Annotated in this window: 20 protein-coding genes, 1 tRNA gene and 2 pseudogenes; 18 read left to right on the forward strand and 5 right to left on the reverse strand. The window is 63.0% G+C overall.

Translation table 11 applies throughout. From position 1 onward, the window contains the following. The first annotated feature begins 26 nt into the window (after positions 1-26). The 3 genes and pseudogenes from Q0O99_RS04495 to Q0O99_RS17515 form a co-directional block, all read left to right on the forward strand. Positions 27-899, forward strand: coding sequence for a branched-chain amino acid ABC transporter permease (locus Q0O99_RS04495; RefSeq protein WP_293748994.1), 873 nt, complete (start codon positions 27-29; stop codon positions 897-899). After that, positions 896-1,873, forward strand: a complete 978-nt coding sequence (locus Q0O99_RS04500) for a branched-chain amino acid ABC transporter permease (protein ID WP_293748996.1) — start codon at positions 896-898, stop codon at positions 1,871-1,873. The genes Q0O99_RS04495 and Q0O99_RS04500 overlap by 4 nt, the downstream gene beginning before the upstream one ends. After that, positions 1,870-2,349, forward strand: a pseudogene (locus Q0O99_RS17515) (ABC transporter ATP-binding protein); the annotation flags it as partial. The gene Q0O99_RS04500 and the pseudogene Q0O99_RS17515, both read left to right, overlap by 4 nt. Here the strand turns inward: Q0O99_RS17515 and Q0O99_RS17520 are convergent. Further along, a pseudogene (locus tag Q0O99_RS17520) lies at positions 2,278-2,454 on the reverse strand (hypothetical protein); the annotation flags it as partial. The pseudogenes Q0O99_RS17515 and Q0O99_RS17520 sit on opposite strands and share 72 nt — an antisense overlap. Positions 2,455-2,469: 15 nt before the next feature. Here Q0O99_RS17520 and Q0O99_RS17525 point away from each other — a divergent pair. From Q0O99_RS17525 to Q0O99_RS04555, 11 genes are all read left to right on the forward strand, one after another. Next, the gene (locus tag Q0O99_RS17525) at positions 2,470-2,646 is read left to right on the forward strand and encodes a hypothetical protein (protein WP_367185193.1); all 177 of its coding nucleotides are present in this window, start codon (positions 2,470-2,472) and stop codon (positions 2,644-2,646) included. Continuing rightward, on the forward strand, positions 2,643-3,353 hold the full coding sequence (locus Q0O99_RS04510; RefSeq protein WP_293749000.1) for an ABC transporter ATP-binding protein: 711 nt from the start codon (positions 2,643-2,645) through the stop codon (positions 3,351-3,353). The genes Q0O99_RS17525 and Q0O99_RS04510 overlap by 4 nt, the downstream gene beginning before the upstream one ends. Before the next feature lie 68 nt (positions 3,354-3,421). Beyond that, on the forward strand, positions 3,422-4,414 hold the full coding sequence (locus Q0O99_RS04515; protein ID WP_293749002.1) for a tripartite tricarboxylate transporter substrate binding protein: 993 nt from the start codon (positions 3,422-3,424) through the stop codon (positions 4,412-4,414). Next, the gene (locus Q0O99_RS04520) at positions 4,411-5,691 is read left to right on the forward strand and encodes a 3-isopropylmalate dehydratase large subunit (RefSeq protein WP_293749004.1); all 1,281 of its coding nucleotides are present in this window, start codon (positions 4,411-4,413) and stop codon (positions 5,689-5,691) included. The genes Q0O99_RS04515 and Q0O99_RS04520 overlap by 4 nt, the downstream gene beginning before the upstream one ends. Beyond that, positions 5,688-6,191: a 3-isopropylmalate dehydratase gene (locus Q0O99_RS04525; protein WP_293749006.1), complete on the forward strand. Its 504-nt coding sequence runs from the start codon at positions 5,688-5,690 to the stop codon at positions 6,189-6,191. Before Q0O99_RS04520 ends, Q0O99_RS04525 begins: the two co-directional genes overlap by 4 nt. Positions 6,192-6,196: 5 nt before the next feature. Then, positions 6,197-7,879 carry a hydantoinase B/oxoprolinase family protein gene (locus tag Q0O99_RS04530; protein ID WP_293749008.1) on the forward strand — a complete coding sequence of 561 codons (1,683 nt, stop codon included), beginning with the start codon at positions 6,197-6,199 and terminating at the stop codon, positions 7,877-7,879. After that, positions 7,876-9,948, forward strand: a complete 2,073-nt coding sequence (locus Q0O99_RS04535; RefSeq protein ID WP_293749010.1) for a hydantoinase/oxoprolinase family protein — start codon at positions 7,876-7,878, stop codon at positions 9,946-9,948. Before Q0O99_RS04530 ends, Q0O99_RS04535 begins: the two co-directional genes overlap by 4 nt. Further along, positions 9,945-10,547 carry a cysteine hydrolase gene (locus Q0O99_RS04540; RefSeq protein ID WP_293749012.1) on the forward strand — a complete coding sequence of 201 codons (603 nt, stop codon included), beginning with the start codon at positions 9,945-9,947 and terminating at the stop codon, positions 10,545-10,547. The genes Q0O99_RS04535 and Q0O99_RS04540 overlap by 4 nt, the downstream gene beginning before the upstream one ends. A gap of 4 nt (positions 10,548-10,551) precedes the next feature. Further along, positions 10,552-11,967 carry an FAD-dependent oxidoreductase gene (locus Q0O99_RS04545; protein ID WP_293749014.1) on the forward strand — a complete coding sequence of 472 codons (1,416 nt, stop codon included), beginning with the start codon at positions 10,552-10,554 and terminating at the stop codon, positions 11,965-11,967. Then, the gene (locus tag Q0O99_RS04550) at positions 11,964-12,860 is read left to right on the forward strand and encodes an isocitrate lyase/phosphoenolpyruvate mutase family protein (RefSeq protein WP_293749016.1); all 897 of its coding nucleotides are present in this window, start codon (positions 11,964-11,966) and stop codon (positions 12,858-12,860) included. The genes Q0O99_RS04545 and Q0O99_RS04550 overlap by 4 nt, the downstream gene beginning before the upstream one ends. After that, complete coding sequence (locus tag Q0O99_RS04555; protein WP_293749018.1) at positions 12,857-13,348, forward strand: GNAT family N-acetyltransferase; 492 nt, start codon at positions 12,857-12,859, stop codon at positions 13,346-13,348. Before Q0O99_RS04550 ends, Q0O99_RS04555 begins: the two co-directional genes overlap by 4 nt. Here the strand turns inward: Q0O99_RS04555 and Q0O99_RS04560 are convergent. Together Q0O99_RS04560 and Q0O99_RS04565 are read right to left on the reverse strand one after the other, a co-directional pair. After that, positions 13,345-14,049: a hypothetical protein gene (locus tag Q0O99_RS04560; protein WP_293749020.1), complete on the reverse strand. Its 705-nt coding sequence runs from the start codon at positions 14,047-14,049 to the stop codon at positions 13,345-13,347. The two genes, Q0O99_RS04555 and Q0O99_RS04560, sit on opposite strands and share 4 nt — an antisense overlap. Before the next feature lie 8 nt (positions 14,050-14,057). Then, positions 14,058-14,756 carry a glutathione S-transferase N-terminal domain-containing protein gene (locus Q0O99_RS04565; protein ID WP_293749022.1) on the reverse strand — a complete coding sequence of 233 codons (699 nt, stop codon included), beginning with the start codon at positions 14,754-14,756 and terminating at the stop codon, positions 14,058-14,060. Positions 14,757-15,023: 267 nt separating this feature from the next. On the opposite strand from Q0O99_RS04565, the gene Q0O99_RS04570 reads away from it, so the two are divergent. From Q0O99_RS04570 to Q0O99_RS04580, 3 genes are read left to right on the forward strand one after another with little or no spacing between them, the layout of a single operon-like run. Beyond that, positions 15,024-15,614, forward strand: a complete 591-nt coding sequence (locus Q0O99_RS04570) for a carboxymuconolactone decarboxylase family protein (RefSeq protein ID WP_293749024.1) — start codon at positions 15,024-15,026, stop codon at positions 15,612-15,614. A 37-nt stretch (positions 15,615-15,651) separates the two neighbouring features. After that, positions 15,652-16,629, forward strand: a complete 978-nt coding sequence (locus Q0O99_RS04575) for a tripartite tricarboxylate transporter substrate-binding protein (protein ID WP_293749026.1) — start codon at positions 15,652-15,654, stop codon at positions 16,627-16,629. A 60-nt stretch (positions 16,630-16,689) separates the two neighbouring features. Beyond that, complete coding sequence (locus Q0O99_RS04580; protein ID WP_293749027.1) at positions 16,690-17,868, forward strand: MFS transporter; 1,179 nt, start codon at positions 16,690-16,692, stop codon at positions 17,866-17,868. A gap of 10 nt (positions 17,869-17,878) precedes the next feature. Here Q0O99_RS04580 and Q0O99_RS04585 read toward each other — a convergent pair whose 3' ends face one another. Continuing rightward, positions 17,879-18,874, reverse strand: coding sequence for an asparaginase (locus tag Q0O99_RS04585; RefSeq protein WP_293749029.1), 996 nt, complete (start codon positions 18,872-18,874; stop codon positions 17,879-17,881). A gap of 3 nt (positions 18,875-18,877) precedes the next feature. Next, on the reverse strand, positions 18,878-19,705 hold the full coding sequence (locus Q0O99_RS04590) for a fumarylacetoacetate hydrolase family protein (RefSeq protein WP_293749031.1): 828 nt from the start codon (positions 19,703-19,705) through the stop codon (positions 18,878-18,880). Positions 19,706-19,789: 84 nt separating this feature from the next. Here Q0O99_RS04590 and Q0O99_RS04595 point away from each other — a divergent pair. Further along, positions 19,790-19,866: transfer RNA gene (locus tag Q0O99_RS04595), tRNA-Met, on the forward strand.

Below are 19,866 nucleotides of genomic sequence, written 5' to 3' on the forward strand. Positions count from 1 at the left end.
CTGGTTTGTTGAACTGAAAGACCCCGATGCTGGACTTCAACATCCTGTTTCCTTCGGTGCTCAATGGCATCACCACCGGTGCCGTGTATGCGCTGATCGCGCTGGGCCTCACGCTCATTTATGGCGTTTTGCACATCATCAATTTCGCGCACGGCGCCTCTTTGATGGTGGCGTTGTATGGCGTGTACATGTTGAAGCAACACTTCGGGGTCGATCCCTACATGGCCCTGCCCATCATGGTGCCCGCCATGTTTGTGTTGGGCTACGCGCTGCAGCGCGGCGTCATCAACAGCGCCAGCCACGGCAAGGATGAAAACATCTTGCTGGTCACGCTGGGCATCTCCATCGTGCTCGAAAATTTAGCGCTGCTGTTTTTCAAATCCGACACGCGCACCATTGAAACGGCCTACACCTTGACCACCGTCGAGATTGGCCCGGCCTTCATCGCGCTGCCCAAGCTGGTGTCTTTTGCAGGCGCCTTGGTGGTGTCGGCGGTGTTGCTGCTGATCGTGCAGAAAACCGACTTGGGCCGCGCCATCCGCGCCGTCTCCAAAGAGAAACAAGGCGCACGCTTGATGGGCATCGATGTGGACCATGTGTACGCAATGTGCTTTGGATTGGGGCTGGCCAGCCTGGGCGCTGCGGCCTGCTTTTTGATGCCGGCCTATTACGTCAACCCGCAGGTGGGCAATGGCTTTGTGCTGGTCGCCTTCACCATCGTGGTGCTGGGCGGCATGGGCAGTTTTGCCGGCGCCTTGCTCGGCGGTTTGCTGATTGGTGTGGTCGAGTCGCTGGGTGGTTTGTTGTTGGGTGAATCGCTGGGGCAGGTCGGTATTTTTGTGATTTTCATTGCGGTGCTTTTGCTCCGGCCGCAAGGATTTTTTGGAGCGAAGGCATGAAAGACTTTCGCAACATCGCGCTGTTTGTGCTGGTGGTGGGGGCGGTGCCCTTTTTCACGCAGTCGGGGGTGGTGCTCAACTTTGTCATGACCGCTTTGTACGCCTGCTTGCTGTCGCAAGCCTGGAATGTGTTGGGCGGTTTTGGCGGTCAATTTTCTTTTGGCCATGCTTTGTTTTTCGGCACGGGCGCTTATGTGCAAGCCATTGCGCAAATGCAGTGGGGCCTGAGCCCCTGGGTGGCGCTGCCCTTGGCCATGGCTTTTGCAGCGGGTGTCGGGGCGTTTGTGGGCGCGGCCTCGTTCCGTTATGGCCTCAAGGGCTCTTACTTTGCGCTGGTCACGCTGGCCTTTGCCGAGGTGTTCCGAATTTTGGCCACTTCGGTGCCCTTCACCGGTGCGGGTGTGGGCCTGATGCTGCCGCTCAACGAGTCGGCGGCCAACATGCAGTTTGGCAACCGCGCCGGGTTCATCTGGCTGATGCTGGGTCTGGTCACACTGGCGCTGTGCATCACCGCCTGGTTGCGCCACTCCCGTTTTGGCGCTTACCTGCAGGCCGTGCGTGACAACGAAGACGCGGCCCGCGCCATTGGTGTCAACCCCTTCAGCGTCAAGCTGATTGCCACCGTCTTGTCGGGTGGACTGATGGGTGCTGGCGGGGCTTTTTATGTGCAGGTGTTTCAGTACATCGACCCCGGCATTGCCTTTGGTTCGCACACCTCGGTCGAGGCTTTGGTGGGGGCGATTGTGGGCGGCATGGGTACGCTGTGGGGGCCGCTCTTGGGGGCTGTCAGCTTGCATCTCCTGGCCGACCTCACACGCAATTTGTTTGGGCAACTGCCAGGCATCAACATGGTGATTTATGGCGTGGTGTTGATCGTCATCGTGATGTTCTTGCCGCGCGGCATTGCGGGGTTGGGCACCATCACCCCGCTGCAGTGGTTGCGTGGCAGCAAGTCAGACGGAGACAAACCATGAGCACGCTGCTGCAGATCGAGGGCGTGGGCAAGTCGTTTGGCGGCTTGAAGGCCGTGCAAAACGTGAGCCTGTCGGTGACCGAGGGGCGTCTCAGCGCCCTGATCGGCCCCAACGGTGCAGGCAAGACCACTTTGTTTGCGCTCATGTCCGGCTTTCTGACGCCGGACACCGGCCGTGTGGTGTTTGCCGGTCAAGACATCTCGGGCCAGCCGCCGCACCTGAATGCCCGCATGGGCCTGACGCGCACTTTCCAGATCGTGCAGCCTTTCGCAGCGCAAACGGTGCGTGAAAACATCGCCGTGGGGGCGCACCTGCATTTGCCGCGTCGCGCCGAGGCGCTTGAATTTGCCAAGTCGGTGGCCAATCAGGTGGGCCTGAGCCCGCAGCTGGACAAGCTGGCCAGCGACCTCACAGTGGCCGGCCGCAAGCGCCTGGAGCTGGCCCGCGCACTGGCCACGCGCCCGCGTTTGCTGTTGCTTGACGAGGTGCTGGCAGGCCTGAACCCGCAGGAAATTGCCGAGATGATCCCGGTGGTGCAAGGCATTGCCCAAAGCGGCGTCACGGTGCTGATGATCGAGCACGTCATGCAAGCGGTGATGAGCCTGGCGCAAGAGGTTTGGGTGCTGGCGCAGGGGCAGCTGATTGCCCAAGGCACACCGGCCGAGGTGACGAACAACAAAGCCGTTGTGGAGGCCTATTTGGGTCACGGCACCGCCGAACGTCTGCAAAAGAACGCGGCCCAAGCCAAAACAGTGCAGGAGGTTCAGGCATGAGCGCTTTGTTGCATGTGCAGGGCCTCAAATCCGGCTACGGCGTGGTCGAGGTCTTGCGCGGTGTGGACCTGCAGGTCATGCCCGGTGAGCTGGTGGCGCTGCTCGGGAGTAACGGCGCGGGCAAGACCACGCTCAACCTCACGCTCAGCGGTCTGGTGGCCGCGCGTGGGGGTCAAGTGGGCTTTGACGGGCAAGACATCACCGGTCTGCACTCGCGCCAGGTGGTCAAGCACGGTTTGATTCAGGTGCCGGAAGGCCGAAAGGTCTTCCCCAACCTCAGCGTGCACGAGAACCTGGAGCTGGGGGCTTTCACGCGGGGGCGCGAGCATAAGCTGCAAAACCTGGACAAGGTCTACGAAACCTTTCCGCGATTGAAAGAGCGCGTGGCGCAGTTGGCGGGCACTTTGAGCGGCGGCGAGCAGCAGATGTTGGCGATTGGCCGGGGCCTGATGGCCGAGCCGCGTTTGCTGATCCTGGACGAGCCCTCGCTGGGTTTGTCCCCGCTCTTGGTGGAAGAGTTGTTTGGCCTGATCTCGCAGCTGCGCAGCAGCGGCTTGGCGATCTTGCTGGTGGAGCAAAACGTCGGTCAGTCGCTCGACATCGCTGACCGTGCGTATGTGATGGAAAACGGCCAGATCCGTTTCACCGGCACACCGGCCCAGTTGTTGGCCAGTGACGCGCTCAGGCAAGCCTATTTGGGCATGTAAAGCTGGTGGGTTGTGTTGGCCCCAAGCCCCCGAAACCCGATTGAATTTTTAACACCGAGGACAACCGCATGACACACACAAAATGCTCGCACCGCACCACAACCATACGCCGCGCCTGGGTCTTGGTCACGGTCCTGGCCTGTGCCGCTTGGGCGGGGGGTGCGCAAGCCCAAGCTCAGCCGCCCATCAAGATTTTGGTGGGTGCGCCTGCAGGCGGCACCACCGACACCATGGCCCGCACGCTGGCCACGGTGCTGGGCACACAGCTGGGCCGCACGGTGGTGGTCGAGAACAAGCCCGGCGCGGGCGGCAACCTGGCTGCCGACGTCGTGGCCAAGGCCGCGCCCGATGGCAACACGCTGCTCATGAGCTTCACCAGCCATGCCATCAATGCTTCGCTTTACCCCAGTTTGCCGTTTGACCCGGTGAAAGACTTCACGCCGCTGACCATGGTGTCGACTTCGCCATCTATTTTGGTGGCTCACCCCAAGGTGCCTGCCAACAACGCGGCCGAGCTGGTCAAGCTGGCCAAAGCCAAACCGGGTCAGCTGAACTTTGCGATTGGCGCGCTGGGCTCGTCTTTGCACATGGCGGGTGATGCGTTCAAGATGCAGGCTGGCGTGTTCATTGTCAACATCCCTTACCGGGGCACGGCCCCGGCGGTGCAAGACGTGCTGGCTGGGCAAGTCGACCTGATGTTTGCGGCGGTGGGCAATGTGCAGTCGCACATCAAGGCGGGCAAGCTCAAGGCCTTGGGGGTGACCAGCGCCAAGCGTCTGGCGGCTTTCCCAGACGTGCCCGCCATTGGCGAGAGCTTGCCAGGCTACGAGTCCAGCGCCTGGTTTGGGCTTTTTGCACCGGGGCGCATGAGCCCCGATGTGGCCAAAAAGTTGGCCGATGCCGCCCGTGCCGCCGTGCAGTCGCCCGAAGTCAAGCGCCGCATCGAAAACGAAGGGGCCACGCCGGTGGGCAACAGCCCGGAAGAATTTGCCCGCTTTGTCGACAGCGAGATCGTGCGCTGGCGCAAGGTGGTGCAGTACGCCGGAGCCAAACCCGAATGAGCGCGGCTGTTTCGCAAACCCTGGCGCAAAAACTCATCGCCCGCGCCTCTGGCCGCGCCCATGTGGCCGTGGGCGAGGTGGTCACCTGTAACGTCGACCTGGCCATGTTCCATGACTCATCCGGTCCACGGCGTCTGAAGCCCATGCTCGACGAGTTGGGCGCTCAAATTTGGGACAAAAACAAAGTGGTGCTGGTGCTGGACCACTATGTGCCTGCACAAGACGCGGACGCGCAGCAGATCGTGCAGATTGCGCGCGACACCGCCAAACAATGGCAGCTGCCGCATGTGATCGACAGCGAAGGCATTTGCCATGTGGTGTTGCCCGAGCGCGGCCATTTGAAGCCCGGCATGTTGTGCGTGGGGGGCGACTCGCATTCGCCCACGGGCGGTGCCTTTGGTTGCTACATGTTTGGCATCGGTGCGACCGAGATGCTGGGCGTTTGCGTCACCGGTCAGATCTGGGTGCAGGTGCCGCGTACCTTGCGCATGCATTGGTCGGGCCGTTTGCAAGCCGGTGTGTCGGCCAAGGACATGATGCTGCACATGGTCGGGCGATTTGGCATGAACGGTGGCCAATACCAAGCCGTGGAGTTCGCAGGGCCTGCCGTGCAGGCGCTGTCGATGGCCGAGCGCATGACGCTGTCCAATATGAGCGCCGAGATGGGTGCGCAGGCGGGCCTGATCGCCGCCGACGAGACCACTTTGAACTACCTGCGGGGTGTGGGTGTGGACCCGGCGCATTTGGCCGGGGCTGAGCAGTGGCACACCGACGAAGATGCCGAGTTTGAACAGCGCAGCTTTGATGCAAGCAGCCTCAGCCCCCAGGTGGCAGCGCCGCACAGCCCGGCCAACACGCGGGATGTGGGCGAGTTTGCCAACATCCACCCCAACATCGCCTACATCGGCGCTTGCACCGGCGCCAAGCTGGAAGACCTGCGGGCCGCCGCTTCGGTGCTCAAAGGCCAGCGTGTCGCCGCTGGGGTGCAGCTCATGGTGGCCCCGGCCAGTGCCCGTGAACAAGCCCAGGCCACACAAGAAGGCGTGATGCAAACCTTGCTGGACGCCGGGGCTACGGTGCTGCCCAACAGCTGCGGTGCGTGTGCGGGTTACGGCGCGACTTTCCCAGAAGGCTCCACCGTGATTTCGACCACAGCGCGCAACTTCAAGGGCCGCATGGGCCCGGCCAGTGTGAACGTGTATTTGGCCTCGCCCTACACCGTGGCGGCTTCGGCCTTGCGCGGGCGCATCAGCGATGCACGCGAGGTGTGGGCATGAACAAGCGCTGTTTCGAAAACGCAAGAGTTTGGCGTGTGGGTGCCGATGTGGACACCGATGCGCTGGCCCCTGGCGCCTACATGAAGCACGGTCTGGAAGTGATCGGCTGGCATTGCCTGGAGGCGGTGCGCAGTGACTTCGCCTCGGGCGTGAAAGAGGGCGATGTGATCGTGGCTGGGGCCAACTTTGGCATTGGGTCATCCCGCGAGCAGGCGGCAGGGGTGCTGCGGCACTTGGGGCTTGCGGCGGTGATCGCGCCGTCGTACAGCGGTCTGTATTTCCGCAACGCTTTCAACCTGGGCTTGCTGCTGCTGACTTGTCCCGAAGCCGACAAGATCGAAGAAGGCGAGCGTGTGGCATTGCACTTTCTCGGCGACACACCTCAGGTGCGCCGTGCCAACGGCCAGGCGCTCGCGTGTGCGTCCATTCCCGACTTTCTGATGGACATGGTCGATGCAGGTGGTTTGCTGCCCTTGCTCAAACAAAAACAACAAGGATGAACCCAATGGTTTCAGCTTCACAAACACCCGCTGCCATGGACCCCGTGACCCTGGCCGTGCTGCGCGGCCGGCTCGAACAAATCGCCGATGAGATGGACGCGACGCTCTACCGCAGCGCCTTCAACCCCATCATTGCCGAGGCGCACGACGCCTGCCACGGCCTGTACGACGCCATCACTGGCGACACCCTGATCCAGGGCAAGTCGGGCCTGCCGGTGTTTGTGGGGGCCATGGCTTTTGCCGTGCGCGCCGCCATGCGCGTGGCGGCTGAGCGGGGTGGCATGCAGCCGGGCGATGTGTGGCTGTTCAACGACCCCTACGAAGGCGGCACCCACGCCAACGACTTCAAGCTGGTCAAGCCCTGCTTTCGCAACGGGCAGCTGTATTGCTTTTTGGCTTCGGCCGCGCACTGGCACGACGTGGGCGGTGCGGTGCCCGGCAACTACAACCCGGCCGCGACCGAGTGCTGGCAAGAAGCGGTGCAGATCCCGCCAGTGCGCATCTTGCGCGGCGGTGTACTGGGCGACGATGTGTTGGCGATTCTGCGCGCCAACACCCGCCTGCCCGACAGCCTGTGGGGCGACCTGAACGGCCAGCTGGCCGCGCTCGAATTGGGTGCACGTCGCCTGGACGGCTTGCTCGACGAATACGGCGACGCCAAAGTGGCGCAGGCCTTGGCGGAGTTGCGCTCGCGAGCCGTGCGCCTGATGCGCTCGCACATCGGCAGCCTGCCCGACGGCCGTTACAGTTTTGAAGACGTGCTGGACAACGACGGCGTGAAAGACGAGCTGCTGACGATTGCGCTCGACATGAGCGTGGCCGGTGACCGCTTGACGCTGGACTTTTCGCGCACCTCGGCGCAGTGCGCCGGGCCGGTGAACATTTCGCGGGCCACAGCCGTGGCCGCTTGTTATGTGGCTTTGAAGCATGTGTTCCCCGATGTGCCGGCCAATGCGGGTGTGCTCGACGCGGTGGACTTCGTCATCCCTGATGGCTTGGTCATCAGCGCGTCGCGGCCCCGGCCGGTGGGCGGCTACACCGAAACGATTTTGCGCATGATCGATGTGATCTTCAGCGCCACCGCCCTGGCCGACCCCAAGCGGGCGGTGGCCCATGCTTACGGCACCATCAACGCCTTGTCGATCGCCGGGCACCGCACCGACGACAAACGCCAAGGCCAGCGCTGGGTGATGTTCAGCTTTTTTGGCGGCGGGCACGGCGGCCATTCGGATGGCGACGGTTTGTCGCACGGCAACGCGCCGATCTCCACCGCCACGATCCCGCCGATGGAAATTCTTGAGGCGGCCTACCCGGTGCGCTTCACCCAATGGGCCTTGCGCCCTGGCTCGGGCGGAGACGGCCAGCACCGGGGCGGTTTGGGTGCGATCTATGAGATCGAGTTGCTCGAAGACAGTGCCGAGGCCTTCATCTTTGGCGAGCGCGGCAAGTCGGCCCCTAAGGGCATCCACGGCGGCCAACCGGCTTTGCCCAACGTGTTTGAATATTGTCAAAACGGTGAGTGGAAGACGCCGCCCATGGTCTCCAAAATGCTGGGCATCCAGTTGAAAAAAGGCGACCGCGTGCGCCTGCAAACACCCGGCGGCGGAGGCTGGGGCAACCCGGCAGACCGGTCAGAACAAGACCGCGCCAGCGATGTGGCACTGGGTTACACCAAGGAACAAGCATGAGCGAGCAGTCTGTGAATCAACCGCATTGGGTGGTGGGCGTGGACGTCGGCGGGACCTTCACCGACCTGTTTGTGTTGGACGAAAAAACCGGCCAGGCCCGCATCGTCAAAGTGCCCTCGACCCGGGGTGAAGAAGCCCGGGGTTTCATGAACGGCATCGCCAAAGTGACCGGAGTCACCGGTGCCGAAGGCGCCAAAGACATCGCCACCATCGTGCACGGCACCACCGTGGGCACCAACGCTTTGCTGGAACGCAAGATCGCCCGCACCGGCATCATCACCACACGCGGTTTTCGCGACGTGCTGGAGATGCGCCGCCGCGACCGCCCGCAAACCTGGGGCCTGCGCGGCAGCTACACGCCCGTGGTCCCCCGTGCCTGGCGTCTGGAGGTAGACGAGCGCGTGCTGGCCGATGGCCAACTGCACACACCTGTGAATCTGGAACAAGTGCGCGAACAAGCCCGCGCCCTGCTGGCGGAAGGCTGCGAGGCCGTGTGTGTGTTCTTTGTGCACGCCTATGCCAACCCCGGCAATGAACAAGCCGCAGTCGCTGCTGTGCGCGAAATCTGGCCCAACAGCTATGTGACGGCGGCCAGCGAAGTGCTGCCTGAAATCCGCGAGTTCGAGCGCTGCTCCACGGCCACGCTCAATGCGGCGTTGCAGCCGGTGGTGGGCGGCTATTTGCAGCGGCTCGATGGCGATTTGCGTGCCCAAGGCTTTGGCGGTGAATTGCTGATCGTGCAAAGCAATGGCGGCGTGATGTCGCGCCAGACTGCTTGCGATGTGCCGGTGCGCACCGCGTTGTCAGGCCCCGCAGCGGGCGTGATGGCTTGCGCCGAAATCGCCCGCGCTTCGGGCTTTGAAAACGTCATCACTGGCGACATCGGCGGCACCTCGTTTGATGTGTCGTTGGTGGCCGGTGGCGAGGCGGCGCTGGCCGCACAAACCTCCATCGAGTTTGGCTTGGTGGTGCGCTCGCCCATGATCCAGATCGAAACCATCGGCGCTGGGGGCGGCTCGATCGCTTCGGTCGATGCGGGTGGCATGCTGCAAGTGGGCCCCGAGTCGGCCGGCAGCATTCCCGGCCCGGCTTGCTATGGGCGCGGCAACACCCGGCCCACGGTGACCGACGCCAATGTGCTGTTGGGTCGCATCGCGGCCGACCGGCCTTTGGGTGGCGGCTTGCTGAACAAACTCGATTCGGGCTTGTCCGAACAAGCCATTGCCCTGCATGTGGCCGAGCCTTTGGGTTTGACGGCGATGGCCGCGGCCGAAGCCATCTTGACAGTCGCCAATGCCCGGATGGCCGGCGCGATCCGCGTGGTGTCAATCGAGCGTGGCCATGATCCGCGCCAGTTTGCTTACATGCCGTTTGGCGGTGGCGGCGGTCTGCATGTGTGCGCCATGATGCGCGAGGTGGGTGTGACCACCGGCATCGTGCCGCGTTACCCGGGCGTCACCTCGGCGCTCGGCTGCGTGATGGCCGACATGCGCCACGACGCGGTGCAAACCTTGAATGTGGCACTGGCCGATGTGGCTTGGCCCGAGTTGCTGCAACGCTTGGACACATTGGCCAAGGCTTGCCAGGTGCGTTTGGATTCTGCGGGTGTCCACTTTGTGCGGGTCGATGAAGTCATCAGCTTTGACATGCTCTACATGGGCCAAACCCACACACTGCAAGTGCCTGTCAAGCGCGAAGCTTTGATTGCAGCGGGTTTGTTGGCGGCGTTTGAAGCGGCTTACCATCACGCCTTTGGCCGCGTGCTGCAAGGCCCGGTGATCCGGGTGATGAACCTGCGCTATGCGCGCATCGGGCGGCGTCCCAAGTTCGATTTGGCGGTGCTGGCCCCGCAAGGCGAGGGCCGCACCACCCCGGTGGGCGAGCAGCAGGTGTACCACCAGGGCCAATGGTGGACGGCCCAGCGCTATGAGCGCCTGAGCCTGCCCGTGGGCACCGTGGTGCAAGGCCCCGCGATTTTGGAACAGCCCGACACCACGGTGTGGTTGGAGCCGGGCTTTGAAGGACGGGTCGACACATTGGGCAACTTGTTGGTGGAGCGCACAGCATGAACTTGAAGAACGCGACATTGGGCATGGTCATTGTCGACCTGCAAAACGATTTTCTGGCCCCTGACGGGGCCTATGCCCGGGGCAACACCCTGAGCGCTGAGGCGGTGAAGCTGCCCGAGCGCGTGGCCCCGGTGGCGCGTGCCATCAAAGGCCGTGGCGGCCTGGTCACGGCCAGCCTGTTCACCCTGTGGCCCGATGCGCAGGGCGAGCCGATGATCTCGGCCCACCTGAAAGAGCGCCGCCCGTTTTTGCGCAAGGGCGACTTCGCCCCGGGCAGCCGAGGGCAGGCCAATGTCGATGTGTTGTCCCCGCTGGTCGATGTGTCGGTGTTCAAGGTGGCGTATTCGGCCTTCTTCAACACGCAGCTCGACTGGGTGCTGAAAAAATCGGGCATCGACACGCTGGTGGTCTGCGGCATTGTCACCAATGGCGGTGTGGCCAGCACGGTGCGTGACGCCCATGTGCGCGACTACCACGTCGTTGTGTTGTCGGACGGTTGCGCCGCTTTCAGCGAAGCCGCGCACCAGGCGGCGCTGGCCGACATGGCATCGGTGGGCGAGGTGATGGACAGTGCCACTTTTTTGAAGCTCTTAGGCTGAAACCATGAACGCGCCGCTGCCGCAAGTTCGCCCGGCTGACGAATTTCCAGCTGACGTGCAAGCCGGGGATCACACGCCCTTGGTCATCGTGGGCGCAGGCGCTTGCGGCCTGACAGCGGCGCTCGCCTTGCACCGATGGGGTATTCAGTGCGTGGTGCTGGAGCGTGATGCGTTTGCAGCGGGTTCCACGGCTTTGTCTTCCGGCTTCATCCCGGCGCCTTGTACCCTGGCGCAACAGGCGCAAGGCATCACCGACAGCGTTCAAGCCTTTGCTGCCGACATCCAGTCCAAGGCGCACGGGCAAGCCGCGCCGCATCTGGTGCAGGCCTATGCGCAGCACATCGGCCCAGCGATGGACGCCTTGGCGGTTCACCACGGACTGCCCTGGCAAGTGCTCGACAACTTTTTGTACCCCGGCCACAGCGCCCACCGCATGCATGCCGTACCCGAAAAAACCGGCGCGGGTTTGATGAGCCGCTTGCAAGCCGCAGCCGATGCTGCAGGCGTGGTGGTTTTGACGCAAGCGCAAGTGACCGAGTTGTGGGCCGATGCGGACCAACGCATCCACGGCGTAGGTTTCGTGAGGCCCGACGGGCAAACCGAGCGCATCCGTTGTGATGCGGTGCTGCTGGCTTGCAATGGCTTTGGTGGGGCGACGGCCATGGTGCAAGACCTGCTGCCCGACATGGCCGAGGCCACCTATGCAGGCCATGTGGGCAACGATGGCAGCGCGATCGCCTGGGGCCAACTGCTGGGCGCACGCCTGGCCGACTTGGGGGCTTACCAGGGCCATGGCTCATGGGCCATTCCGCAAGGCGCTTTGATCTCGTGGGCGCTGATGATGGAAGGTGGCGTGCAGATCAATGCCCAAGGCCAGCGATTTCACGATGAAACCCAAGGCTATTCCGAGGCAGCGGTGCATGTGTTGGCGCAGCCGGGCGGTGTGGCCTGGAATGTGTTCGACGATGCGCTGCTCGCGTTTGCACAAGCGTTCCCCGATTTTGTGGCGGCGCAAACCGCTGGCGCCGTGCAGCATGCCGCAGATGCGACTGCCTTGGCGCAACTGATCGGCTGCCCACCAGAGGCCTTGCAAGCCACTTTGAACGCCGTGCAACCCGGCACCGACACGGTGACAGGCCGCAGTTTCAAGCGCGCGCTGCAAGCCCCTTTCCATGCCATCAAGGTCACGGGTGCCTTGTTCCACACCCAAGGCGGTCTCGACATCGACGCGCAAGCCCGCGTGCTGCGACAAGACGGCACGCCCTTGCCCAACCTGCTGGCCGCAGGCGGCGCGGCGCGGGGTGTGTCGGGTCAGGCGGTTTGGGGCTATCTGTCGGGCAACGGTTTGCTCAGCGCCATCGCGGGTGGGCACATCGCCGCCCACACCGCGCGACAACTTTTGAAGGATTCGGCACCATGAGTCAGCCCACCACCTTGGCCCAATGCTTTTTGACCCAGCGCCTGCAACAACCTCAGGCCCTGTTGGCCCCCGGTGTGTACGACGCGCTCACCGCGCTGGTGGCGCAACAAGCCGGCTTTGAAGCGCTGTATTTGTCGGGTGCTTCGATCGCCTACACGCGGCTGGGCCGCTCGGACATTGGCCTGACCACCGCCACCGAAGTGGCGCAGACCCTGGCCCACATCACCGATCGCGTCAACATTCCGGTGATCGTGGACGCCGACACCGGCTTTGGCAATGCGCTCAACACCCAGCGCACGGTGCGCGACTTCGAACGCGCCGGGGCCGCGATGGTCCAGATCGAAGACCAGACCTTCCCCAAGCGTTGCGGCCATTTGGACGGCAAGGGCGTGGTACCGGTGGCCGAGATGCAAGGCAAGCTGCGCGCCGCACTGGACGCACGCCACGACAAAAACACGCTGATTTTGGCGCGCACCGATGCGGTGGCGGTGGAAGGTCTGGACGCCGCACTGGAGCGGGCCGAGCGCTATCTGGAATGCGGCGTCGATGCCTTGTTCATCGAAGCTTTGCGCTCGGATGAGCAGATGAACCGTGCCTGCGCGCAGTTCGCCAAGCGTGTGCCGCTATTGGCCAACATGGTCGAAGGCGGCAAGACGCCGGTGCAAAGCGCGGCAGAGTTGGGTGAGCGCGGTTTCAAGATCGTGATCTTCCCGGGTGGCACGGCGCGGGCCGTGTTGCACACGCTGCAAGGCTATTACGCCAGCTTGCACACGCACCAGACCACGCGGCCCTGGCAAGAGAAAATGCTCGATTTCGACGGCTTGAATGCGGTGATTGAGACACCGCAATTGCTGGCGCTGGGGCAGCGTTATGAAAGCGGTGACAAGGCATGACGCCCAAGCTTGTTTTGCGCAGCCTGCAAGTGGGTGACATTGGCTGGGTGGCGCATCGGCAAGGCATTTTGTACGCGCAGGAATACGGCTGGGACGGCACCTTCGAGGCCTTGGTGGCCGAGATCGCGGCGCAGTTTGTGAAAAATTTTGACCCGGAAAAAGAAAACGCCTGGATCGCCGAGTGCGAGGGCCGGGTGGTGGGTTCAGCGTTTGTGGTCAAGGTCTCGGACACCGAGGCCAAGCTGCGCTTGTTGTATGTGGAGCCCGAGGTGCGCGGCACGGGTCTGGGGCGGCGCTTGACCCAGGAGTGCATCGCTTTTGCCAAAGCCCGGGGCTACCAAACACTGAGTTTGTGGACCAACGACATCCTGCACGCGGCCAGGCAGATCTACCAAACCGCGGGTTTTGTGTTGTTGTCTGAAGAGAAGCACCATTCGTTTGGACACGATCTGGTGGGCCAGTATTGGGCGCTGGACTTGCGGCACTAGGCAGCGACAGTCCAGCCCATTTCGAGCCAATGCGCATACCGCGGTTTGAATGGCCACGCGGTGTACTGCACAGGCGTGCCTTGGGGCAAGACGCCTTCGGTCAAGTGGTCCAGCCAAGGACTGATGGCCCCCATTTGGAGCAGCCAGGCCTGCCCTTCTGGGGTTTCCATGGCCAATCCGGCCACACTGCGGCAGGCCACAGAGAAGTGGGTGCCAGGGGTGTGGGGGCCTGACATCCGGTCATGGACGCTGCCCCATGCCACGCTCTTGAGCTGGCGCTGCAAATTTTTCAAGCGCTGCTCTACGGCATCCGGCGAGGGGTCAGTGAAACGCAATTGCCCCAGGACGTTGTCAAACCAGAAGAAGGCGCTGGGCAGGGTGCGTGTCAATTCATCCAGTTGCGCCAAGCCATCGCCGGTGTGCAGGTTCAGGCGCGTGCCTGCACGCTTCAAAGCTTGACCATGACGCCAGCGAAACAAAGGTGCCGCCAAGGGGTCGATGTCCCAGGCATGCACTTCCTCAAATTGAGTCAGCCATTCGGTGGGCAACATCCAGCCTGCGCTCGGTCCGATCAACACCAGTTGTTGACGCGGCATGGCTTGCGCCAGCAGCCAATCTGAAATTTCTGCCGCAGCGGGTGCCCAACGTTTTTGCGAACGCCAGGCACGCCAATGCCACTGCCACCCCCCTGTCAGGTTCACGGTGAACCTCAGGCGTTGTTCAGCCGTTCGTTTTGCGGGAACATGAATTTTTTGGCGTCCGCGTCCATTTCCGTCTTGAAGGTGTAACGCGTCTTGAAGGCCTCGGCACGCTGGGCCGCCGGGCGGGCGTTGACCCCATCCAGCAGGCGTTTGATGTGGGGGTACTGCGTCCAAGTGGCATCCCCCGTGCCCAGCACATAAGGCAACATGCGGGCCCAGCCCCACAGGGCCATGTCGACGATGCTGTAGTGCTCGCCCAGCATGTAAGTGTTTTGCGCCAGGTGCTTTTCCAGCACGCCCCAGTGGCGGTGGGCTTCAAAGTCGTAGCGGTTCAGGGCGTAGTCTTTGGGCTCAGGAGCGGCGTGGCGAAAGTGCACCGATTGCCCGGAAAAGGGGCCGATGCCGCTGGCGATGAAGAGCAACCAGGACAGGGCTGCGCCGCGCTCTTTGGCCTGCGCCATGGCGGGCACAAATTTTTGTTCGCGGTCGGCCAAGTACAGCAAGATGGCGTTGCTGTCGAACACAGTCACGTCACCATCGGTGATGGCAGGCACCTTGGCATTGGGGTTGACAGCCAGGAAGGCGGGCGCAAATTGTTCGCCCTTGCGCGTGTCCACTGGCACGGCCTCAAAAGGCAGGGCCAGCTCTTCGAGCAGCAGGGTGATCTTCATGGGGTTGGGCGCAGCGTTGAAGAAAAATTTCAGCATGAGAGGGTTCCGTCCACAGGGGTTAAGGGTAAAAGCGTAACAGGCCAAGTGTTCATGGCCAAAGCGTCCACGCAAGGGCAAGCAGCAGCAAGTGTGGCCCAGACCCAGGCCAAGCGTGGCGGCTTGCCAGTCATGTGGGTGACTCAGAAGCCTGTGCTTTGTTGTTAGGTTCGCGCGTTGCTCAGTGCATCTTGCCTGTTTAACGCGGCTGTACAGGCTTTGGTTATCGAGCGCTGGTGTCTTCCCTATTTTTTGCAGGAACGCTTCATGACCGAACGATTCGCCCAGATCCGTTACGACGAATTGCCCCCCGAGGTGCGGCCGTTGGCCGATGACATCCTCAAGGTGTCCAGCGCGGCCCTCGGCGGCCCCTACAACGCGCTGTTGCGCAGCCCTGAGATGGCCCGGCGTGCCTTTGACTTTCTGGACTACCTGCGGTTCAAGACCTCGGTCAACAAACGCCTGAACGAGTTGGCCATTCTGATCCAGGCGCGCATCTCGAACGCGCAATTCGAGTGGTGGGCGCATGAACCCATTGCGCGCAAGGCGGGTTTGTCGGACGCGGTGATGCTTGATTTGCAGCAATGCCGACGGCCCAGCCGCATGCAAGAGGACGAACGCTTGGTGTATGACTTTTGCATTCAACTCTCACTGAACCACCGCGTGCCCGATGCCTTGTGGCAAGAGGCCGTGGCCTGCATGGGTGAGCAGGCGGTGGTGGACCTGACGGTCTTGTCGGGCACCTATGTGATGGTGTCCATGCTGCTGAACGCCACGCAAGTGGGCATTCCCGGTGGCGGCGCTGAACCCCTTCAGGTGTTGAGCCCTCTGGAAATCCGCCAACGCTTGTTGGCCTGATCGGTCACACTGCGGCCTGAAAAAAAAGGAGACTTTCATGCACATTCGTTTCATTCGCACCGGCTTGGCCCTGCTGCTGGCCCTCAGCGCTTTTCAGGTTTCGGCGCAAGACTTTCCCAACCGCGCCGTCACCATGGTCATGCCCTATGCTGCAGGCGGCCCGGGTGACACCATCACGCGCTTGTTTGCCGGGGCCATGCAAAAGCACCTGGGCCAGCAGATCGTGGTGGACAACACCGCTGGCGCCTCGGGCTCGATTGGCACGGCCAAAGTGGCCCGCGCCAAAGCCGATGGCTACACCTTGCTGATGATCCACGTCAGCCACGCCACCAATGTGGCCATGTACAAAAGCCTGCCTTACCACCCGGTGGACGATTTTGAGCCGATTGGCCGGGCCACCAGCGGCCCCATGGTGATCGTGGCGCGCAACGAGTTCCCGGCCAAAAACCTGAACGAGTTCGTGGCCTACGTGAAAGCCAACGGCAGCAAAGTCAGCCTGGCGCATGCGGGCGTGGGCTCGGCCTCGCACCTGTGCGGCCTGATGATGATGAACGCGCTGAACGTCAAGCTCAACGAGATCCCTTACAAGGGCACGGGCCCGGCCTTGACCGACCTGATGGGCGGCCAGGTGGACATTTTGTGTGACCAGACCTCGGGCACAGTGCCCTCGGTCAAGGGCGGCAAAATCAAGGCCTATGCCTCGGCCGGAAAAGCCCGTTTGCCCCAATTGCCTGAAGTGCCCGCCATCAGCGATGCCGGTGTGGAAGGCTTTGACATCAACATCTCCTTTGGCCTATATGCGCCCAAAGGGACTCCCAAGCCAGTGCTCGATCAGCTGACCTCGGCCCTGCAAAAGTCAGTGGCCGACCCGGAGGTGCGCCAGCGCCTGGAGGCCATGGGCATTTCGGCCGTGGGCGTGGAGCTCGCGCGGCCAGAAGCCTTGCGGGCCCACCTGAAAAACGAGATCGACACTTTGGGCAGCTTGTTGGTCAAGGCGGGCGTCAAAGCCAACTGATGCTGGGTGTGATCGCTGCGGCCCCCTGGAGGTCTTCTCGCCTGTACGGGAGATGAAACGATGAGCAACTGGTGGCCCTTGCTGCTGACCCTGGTGATCCAAGCCATGGTCGCCATGGCCTTGTTGAGCCTGCCCGTGGTGGCCCCCGTGGTGGCGCAGACATTGCAGGTCTCGCCCGCCTTGGTGGGTTTGTACGTGTCGGTGACTTATGCCGGCGCCATGGTGGCCACCTTGATGGGCGGCGCCACGGTGGCCCGCATGGGGGCCATTCGCGTGAGCCAGTGGGGCCTGGTCTTGTGTGCCTTGGGCTTGATCTTGTGCGCTGTGCCTTGGATGCCTTGCATGGTGCTGGGCGCGGTTTTGATTGGGCTGGGTTATGGCCCGATCACACCGGCCAGCTCGCACCTGTTGGCCCGCACCACCCCCAAGCACCAAATGTCGCTGGTGTTTTCCATCAAGCAAACCGGTGTGCCCTTGGGCAGCATGCTGGCGGGTGCGGTGGTGCCGCCTTTGGCGCTGCTGGGCAATTGGCAACTCAGTTTGGTGGCGGTGGCAGGGGTTTGCCTGCTGTGCGCCTGGGTGTCGCAAAGCCTGCGGGCAGAGCTGGACAGCGACCGCCAACCGGACACCCGCATCCGCTGGGGCAGTTTGATCGAGCCCATCCGTCTGGTGCTGGCGCATCGGTCACTGCTCACCATGGCGTCTTGTTCGTTCATGTTTTCCATGGTGCAGCTGTCGCTCACCACGTATTTGGTGACTTTTTTGCACGACGATTTGTCTTACGGTCTGGTGGCGGCGGGGCTGGCTTTGTCGGTCACGCAGTTGGGCGGCATTGGCGGGCGCGTGGTCTGGGGTTATGTGGCTGACCGCTGGTTGGGCGCTCGGCGCATGTTGCTGCTGCTGGCCAGCATGATGGCCTTGGGCGCTTTGGCCTCGGCCTTTTTGACCACCGACACGCCGCACGCTGTGGTGATCGCCATTTTGGTGGGCTTTGGGGCCTCGGCCATCGGCTGGAACGGCGTGTACTTGGCCGAAGTGGCCCGCCGCGCCCCCCCCGGCATGGCCAGCATGGCCACAGGGGGCACACTGGCTTTCACGTTTTTGGGCGTGGTCGTGGGGCCGCCCATGTTCGGCGCCTTGTCGGGCCTGTTTGGCACCTACCGCGCCGGTTTTGTGGGCCTCATGGTCATGGCCAGCATCAGTGGCACGGTGCTGTATTGGACTCAGCGACCGCGCTGAGCAGCGGGTTTCAGCCGGCCAGCAAAATCTGGTCAATCCAGGTTTGAATCGCGGGCCCATCCATGCCGTGCGCCAGGCCCAGCAGCATGACGATGCGCACCTTGTGCGGTGGCAGTGGGCCTGCGGTCAGGATGCCGTGTTGCGCATCGGCGTAGACGCTGGCACGCGTCACGCTGCCGGTGATGAAGCGGGCGCAGCGGGCCAGCAACACACCTTGTGCAGGCAATGACTGAATGAAAGCGCGGTAGGCCGTGGGCGTGTTGGCGTTGCCAAACCCGGCGTGCACGATGCCCTGCGCCCCGGCGGCCACAAAGGCGCGCAGGGCGGTCTCGTCCACCCCGGCATAAGCCACGGCGATGTCCACCCGAGGCCAAGCGGCTGGCGTTTTCCAGGCCACGGTGGGTGCGCGCCCAGCGCTGCGGAACCACTGCACCGCTTGATCGGCAACCTCGCCCACGGCACCGGCCAGTGGGCTGTCAAAGGCCTCGACACTGCTCACATGGCGTTTACCGACCCACAGGCCCGAATGGATGCGACCGTTCATCACCACCAAGGTGCCGCGCTCCCGCGCACCGGGGCAGGCGGCCACACTGCAGGCGTCCAGCAAGTTGGCCGGGCCATCGGCCGAATAGGCCGTGGCGGGGCGCATGGCCCCCACCACCACGATGGGTTTGTGCGTGTCCACGCTCAGGTGCAAAAAGGTGGCGGTTTCTTCCAGCGTGTCGGTGCCGTGGGTGACCACGATGCCCACCACATCGGGGTTGTGCACCGCTTGCATCACGGCGGCATGCAGATCGAGCCAATGCTCGGGCCGCACGTCGTAGCTGGCCAGTTGCATGGGCTGGGTGACTTCGATGGCGTAGCGCTGGCGCAGTTCCGGCGCGGTGTCGACCACGGCGGCCAGGCTCAGGCTGGCGGGTTGGTAATCGGTGCTGCTGGATGCGGCGCTGGCTGCGCCTGCGATGGTGCCGCCGGTGCCAATCAGGGCCAATGTGGGTTGGGTCATGGTTCAAGTCTCCGAAAAAATCATCTCAACACGGCCCAGCGGGCCGTAATCGGCGCTGGCGCTGTCACCGGGCTGCAGCTCCAGTGGCACCATGCAGGTGCCGGTGGTCACCACATGGCCCTTTTGCAAGGTGATGCCCAAGCTCGACAGCTGGTTGGCCAACCAGGTCAGGGCGATGCGCGGGTCGCCCAGCACATTGCCGCCCGTGCCCTCACGGGTGTACTTCAGTAGGTTGCCCTGTTCGACCCGGGCCTTCACCGGGTAGGTGCTCAAGTCCAGCTCGCGCCAGACATCGGGCGCGGCCGGGCCCAGCACCAAGTGGCGGGCACAGGCGTTGTCGGCCAGCAGTTGTGCTTCTCCCGCTGCGGTAAAGGGTTCCAGCCGCGAGTCGGGCACCTCCAGGGCCGGATGCAAACTGGCCACGGCGGCCATGACTTGCTGTGGGGTGTACGGCGCGGCTTGCGGTGGCAGGTCTTGCGCCATGGCAAAGGCAAACTCCGGCTCGGCCACACGCATGCGGTTGCCGGCAGACGGCACGGTGGCGCCGCTTTCAAACACCTGACCCGACAACAAGCGGCCTGCCAATGGGCCACTCACGTTGATGTGCAATTGTCCGTTGGCGCTGGTGGCAGCGATTTTCCAGCCGACCACCTGACGGCCGGACACGGTGGGCAATTGCGCTTGTGCGGCGTAGCCTTGCGCTGCCGTCCAGGGTCGGCTGGCCTCGGGCAGCTTGCTCAGCACTTGGCCTGATTGCCAATGGTCCCAAATCACTTGGGCTGCTTGTTGACAGGTTTCCTGGTCGGCTGGTTTTGGTGTTGGCTGTTTCATGCGCCAATTGTTACGCCAACTTGCCGGTATACCCGGAAATCTTGTGTATAATTTTTGGCTTGGTGGCTTGTGCCAACAAACTCAGGTGATATAGCTCAGTTGGTTAGAGCGCAGCATTCATAATGCTGATGTCGGTGGTTCAAATCCACCTATCACCACCA

Origin of the sequence: Limnohabitans sp. Rim8 (genome assembly GCF_945901735.1) — a bacterium.
In the GTDB taxonomy this organism is placed as follows: domain Bacteria; phylum Pseudomonadota; class Gammaproteobacteria; order Burkholderiales; family Burkholderiaceae_C; genus Limnohabitans_A.